This window comes from Bacillus sp. BB081 (assembly GCF_008368895.1).
GTDB classification, from domain to species: Bacteria; Bacillota; Bacilli; order Bacillales; family Bacillaceae_G; genus Bacillus_A; species Bacillus_A wiedmannii.
The window spans coordinates 1-4,956 of the sequence record NZ_QOZX01000110.1; the positions used below are offsets into that span (position 1 = coordinate 1).

The window sequence follows — 4,956 nt, forward strand, 5'->3', positions numbered from 1 at the left end:
ATCAATATTTCATGAGTTGAGGTTGCTAAAATTACTTATCAACTTTAGCTCCACCAACCATCCCCCCATACCAATCATAACTCTCCTCCAAAAACCCCCTACTCTCCCCACTCCCCTTATAAAAACTCTCCCAACCCCGCTCCCTCAAAATCCCCTTCCAACTATCACTCTCCACCATCTTCTTAATGACACCATCCCAATAAGCAACCTCTTCCTCCGTCATATCTTTTGGTCCCATAATACCTTTCCAGTGCTGGAATATGACGTTGATTCCTTGTTCTTTCCAGGTTGGGATTTCTGGTAGTCGGTCTAGTCGTTTTGGTGCGGATACGGCTAGTATTTTTATTTTGCCGGCTTTGTATTGTTTTTCGGCTTCGGATAGGGTCATGGTTGCGGCGCTAATTTGTTTGTTCGTTAGAGCGTTTATGATTTTTTCTTTATTTTCGTAGACGAAGAATTGTAGTTCGGCAGGGTTTATGCCGAAGGCTTTGCTTACTTGTACGAAGGATAGGTGATCGTCGTTTCCTAGGCCGGGGGCAACGCCAATTTTGAAGTTTTTCTTGTTTTGTTTTAGTTGTTCCATTAGTTCGTTTGCGGTTTCTATATTTGAGTCTTTTAGTACGACAACGACTTCCCAGTCCGATGCGAGTGTTGCGAGCGGTGTGAAGTCTTTATATGTTAGTTTACTGTGGCCTAGTAGGTTGTTCGTTACGAGTAAGCTTGAGTTAATCGCCAGTACGTGACCGCCTTTTTGTTTCGTATATTTCCAGCCGACATCACCACTACCACCTACTTTGTTTGTGACTGTGATTGGTTTTGTGAAGATTTTTTCTTCTGTTAGCGTTTTTTGCATCGCTCGCGCTGTTAAGTCCCATCCTGCTCCTGGAACGTTTGGCGCAACGATTTCTACTTTGTCGATGTTCACTTTATTCGTATGGGATTTTTCCGAGGAACAACCAGCTATTACTCCTGTCATGATCCATATACATAGTAATAATCGCTTTTTCATAGTCCTCGTCCTATTCGATATTTTCGTTCTGGTCGTCCGATAATGCCGTATGTGTACTCTACTGTGCATTCGTTTGTCGCTACTAAGTATTCTAAATACCTTCTTGCGGTTGTTCTGGAGGCCCCCATTTGTTCTCCCATTTCTTCTATTGTAATACCCTCTTCGAATCCTTTTATAATTCCTTTCACTTTTTGCAGTGTTAACGGATCAACACCCGTCGGTAAGTTTTTTATGTCTTGTGTTTGCGAAGTGCCGAAGAAACTATCGATAAGTGCTTGATTCACTTCATTGTTACCATGTAATAATTGCTTCTTTCTTTTATAGTCTTCAATTGTGCGAACGAATTTTTCTAACGTGACCGGTTTTATAAGGTAGTTACTTACGCCGTTTCGAATTGCTTTTTCTAGCATATGGTTTTCATTTGCCGCAGTAACCATAATGACGTCAACGTCTGGAAAGTCTGCATGAATTTTCGGCAATAAGTCTGTTCCGATTCCGTCTGGTAAGTAATTATCTAATAGAAGTAAATCGATTTCTTCCCTTTGTAGTAATTCCATCGTTTCTTTCGCGTTCAATGCTTTTCCGATCACTTTTACGTCCTTTATTTTTGATAAAAACTCTTCCTGAATTTGCGCGACGCGGAAATCATCTTCTGCAATTGCAACCTTCAACATATGCCCATCCCCCTGTTTGTCATGTACTTTCTCTCAATGTTTTCGGAAGGTAAATTGTAAAAATAGCTCCTCCATTTTTCTCGTTTTGAATTTCAATTGTTCCCTCTAGTAGATCTACCATTTCTTTCACATTTGCTAGTCCGTAACCACGATTGTTTCCTTTCGTTGAAAATCCTTTTTGAAAAATGGTCGTGATTTTTTCTGCCGGTACTCCTATCCCGCTATCTATCACTTCAAATACAATATCGTGCCCAATATCCGTAACGAAGAAGGAAACACTCTTTTCCTCTTGTCCACTCACCGCATCAAACGCATTGTCGATTATGTTTCCAAGGATTGTAATAAGGTGCGAAACTTTTATATGGTCTGGTAACGGATGAAGCGCACTATCTCCTTCAATATGAAAATCAATTTTCTTCTCAGACGCTGTTCCGATTTTTCCTAATAAAATAGCTTGTACTTTTGCATCATGAATTTGATGGAATAAAATATGGTTTTGGCTTTGATGAATGTTAGATTCTTGCTGGATAAATTCAATTGCCTCTTTGTAATGTCCTAACTGAAGTAATCCTGATAAGACGAACAGCTTATTTGTAAATTCATGTGTTTGAGCGCGTAAGTCCTCAGAATACTTTCTTACCTCAGATATTGTGTTCACAAGGTTTTGCAGTTCTGTTTTATCTCTAAAACTACATACAACTCCTACCGTACTGTTATTTTCAAGTATCGGTGTCCTATTTAAAATAAACACTTTATCTTGAAATGCGATTTCTTGATCGTTTTCTAGTACTCTCTCCATATTGAATTCCGGTAAAACTTTTGAAATGTGCTGCTGCATATAATCATCATTTACATGTAGCATCTCTTCTGCAGATGTGTTCATCATCGTAATAAAACCGTTTTGATCAATCGCGATAATCCCTTCTTTTATAGATAGTAATATCGCGCTTCGTTCCCTGTATAGCGCTGCGATTTCATTCGGCTCTAAACCGAGTGTATCTTTACGGATGCTACGTGCTAAAAGAATGCCACCAATGATTCCAACTAGTAACACCGCTAAGGAAAAGAGGATAATTTCTTTCGTTCTGCTCAATATGTTAGATTCAATGCCTTTTATTAGAAACTCCACTGTCACAACGCCTACTACTTGATCGTAGTCTCCGTTATGAACAATAATAGGTGCCTTCGCCATTAAAGCCGGACCACTTTCACCATTTCCTTCAAGCGCATAATAGCCACCAAAAGTGAGTGCTTCATAGTTATATGGATTGTTACTCTTTGTACCAATCAATTCCGAATTAGAATGGGAATACATCACCCCAAAGCGATCTTCTATAATGACGTAATCTGCACCAGCTTGCTCACGAACTTGTTCCGCAATAGATTGAATGTTATTTTTATACTCGTTATTTTGGAAAGCCTCTTTTATAGCTGGCATAAAAGAAAGAGATTTAGCCGTTTGCAGTGCTAGCTGTTCCACTTGGCGCTTCGTATCAACGGACTGAATGTAAACAAATATTCCTGCTAATAGGAGAACAACAAATAAAATTAACGTAATAATTAAGCTTACTATTTTCGTTTGTAATGACACTTTGCGTGATTTCTTCATGCTTCATATCCTTTGATAAAATATTCAAAACTATCAATCTCCTTTTTTCTATTATTATGACAAAACTAATAATGAAGCAACTATTAAAACTCTCCATGTACATAAAGTACAAAAAGAATAAAATTGTCATAATATTGAGATTTTATTCTATAGACATTACAATTCAACTACAATGAACACGCTTTCATAATTATCATTTTATTTATAAGCAAGAGGAGGAATTATTATGGCTCAAGCAAAATCTAATCGAGTCGCCGGCAATATTTTCAAAGGTTCTGTCGGCAATTTAATTGAATGGTACGACTGGTACGTTTACTCTGCTTTCGCTGTTTACTTCTCAGCAGAGTTCTTTCCTAAAGGCGATCCAACGAGTCAGTTACTGAACACAGCAGCTATTTTCGCAGTTGGTTTTTTAATGCGCCCTATCGGAAGTTTATTAATGGGACGTTATGCGGATCGGCATGGACGCCGGGCAGCATTAACGCTTTCGATTACAGTTATGGCCGGTGGTTCTTTAATTATCGCCTGTACACCTAGTTACGAAAGCATCGGCATTATGGCACCAATTATTTTAGTTCTCGCCCGTTTACTGCAAGGATTATCACTCGGCGGAGAGTACGGAACTTCCGCAACGTATTTATCTGAAATGGCTAGTAGTGGTCGCCGCGGTTTTTATTCAAGCTTCCAATATGTAACGCTCGTTGCTGGACAGATGGTTGCGTTAGGCGTTCAAATAGTTCTTCAGCAATTACTAAGCGAACCAGATATGAAAGCTTGGGGATGGCGTATTCCATTCATTATTGGAGCGATGGGCGCAGTAGCTGTATTATGGCTTCGCCGCACGATGGATGAATCGGAGCAATTCTCAAACATGGAATCTAAAAACCGCGAAAGCGCAGGAACTGTTCGCGCTCTTATGAAACATCCGAAAGCAGTATTAACAGTAGTCGGCCTAACATTAGGAGGCACTGTCGCATTTTATACGTACACAACATATTTACAAAAGTTCATGGTGAACACAGTCGGTCTGCCGAAAGAAGTTGTAAGCTGGATTAACTTTGTCGCACTACTTATTTTCGTCGTACTTCAACCAATTGCAGGGCTATTATCCGATAAAATTGGACGTCGCCCACTATTAATGGCATTCGGTATTCTCGGAACATTACTAACAGCACCAATCTTTTTCTTCATGGAAAAAACGACAGAACCAATCGTAGCATTCTTACTCATGATGGTCGGCCTCATTATCGTTACTGGCTACACTTCCATTAACGCAATTGTAAAAGCAGAACTCTTCCCAACTGAAATTCGCGCACTTGGCGTAGGTTTACCATATGCACTAACTGTTGCGATATTTGGTGGAACAGCTGAGTTCATCGCATTATGGCTAAAAAGTATCGGAATGGAATCACTATTCTACTTCTACGTAGCTGGATGTATCGCAATAAGCTTTATTACGTATTGGCGTATGGCTGAGTCATCGAAGACTTCGCAGATTGAGGCGGAGTTAGTTGGTGGAGATAAACTAGCTAATAATAAGTCTAGTTAAAATTATGTATTCTATGTTCTTCGTTTACCTGAACTCGATTTGCTTTATCTAAGAAGGCATAATTCATTCATATATAATTTAAAAACCTCTACTTATATGAAGTGAACCCGAATAG

Annotated in this window: 4 protein-coding genes; 1 reads left to right on the plus strand and 3 read right to left on the minus strand. The window is 39.3% G+C overall.

Translation table 11 applies throughout. The features are described 5' to 3' along the window. Positions 1-31 precede the first annotated feature (31 nt). From DN394_RS28095 to DN394_RS28105, 3 genes are read right to left on the minus strand one after another with little or no spacing between them, the layout of a single operon-like run. Positions 32-1,009, minus strand: coding sequence for a tripartite tricarboxylate transporter substrate binding protein (locus DN394_RS28095; RefSeq protein ID WP_149294442.1), 978 nt, complete (start codon positions 1,007-1,009; stop codon positions 32-34). After that, entirely contained in the window at positions 1,006-1,683 is a 678-nt protein-coding gene (locus DN394_RS28100; protein ID WP_098953896.1) for a response regulator, read from the minus strand. The genes DN394_RS28095 and DN394_RS28100 overlap by 4 nt, the downstream gene beginning before the upstream one ends. A gap of 19 nt (positions 1,684-1,702) precedes the next feature. Further along, a complete protein-coding gene (locus tag DN394_RS28105) occupies positions 1,703-3,292 on the minus strand; it encodes an ATP-binding protein (protein ID WP_098953895.1) in 1,590 nt (529 codons plus the stop codon). Positions 3,293-3,518: 226 nt separating this feature from the next. On the opposite strand from DN394_RS28105, the gene DN394_RS28110 reads away from it, so the two are divergent. Next, the gene (locus tag DN394_RS28110) at positions 3,519-4,841 is read left to right on the plus strand and encodes an MFS transporter (RefSeq protein WP_149294441.1); all 1,323 of its coding nucleotides are present in this window, start codon (positions 3,519-3,521) and stop codon (positions 4,839-4,841) included. The last annotated feature ends 115 nt before the right edge of the window (positions 4,842-4,956 follow it).

Excerpts from the sequence above, each read along its gene's own strand:
- DN394_RS28095 (WP_149294442.1), bottom strand. The coding sequence starts at position 1,009 with ATGAAAAAGCGATTATTACTATGTATATGGATCATGACAGGAGTAATA.
- DN394_RS28105 (WP_098953895.1), bottom strand. The coding sequence starts at position 3,292 with ATGAAGAAATCACGCAAAGTGTCATTACAAACGAAAATAGTAAGCTTA.
- DN394_RS28100 (WP_098953896.1), bottom strand. The coding sequence starts at position 1,683 with ATGTTGAAGGTTGCAATTGCAGAAGATGATTTCCGCGTCGCGCAAATT.
- DN394_RS28110 (WP_149294441.1), top strand. The coding sequence starts at position 3,519 with ATGGCTCAAGCAAAATCTAATCGAGTCGCCGGCAATATTTTCAAAGGT.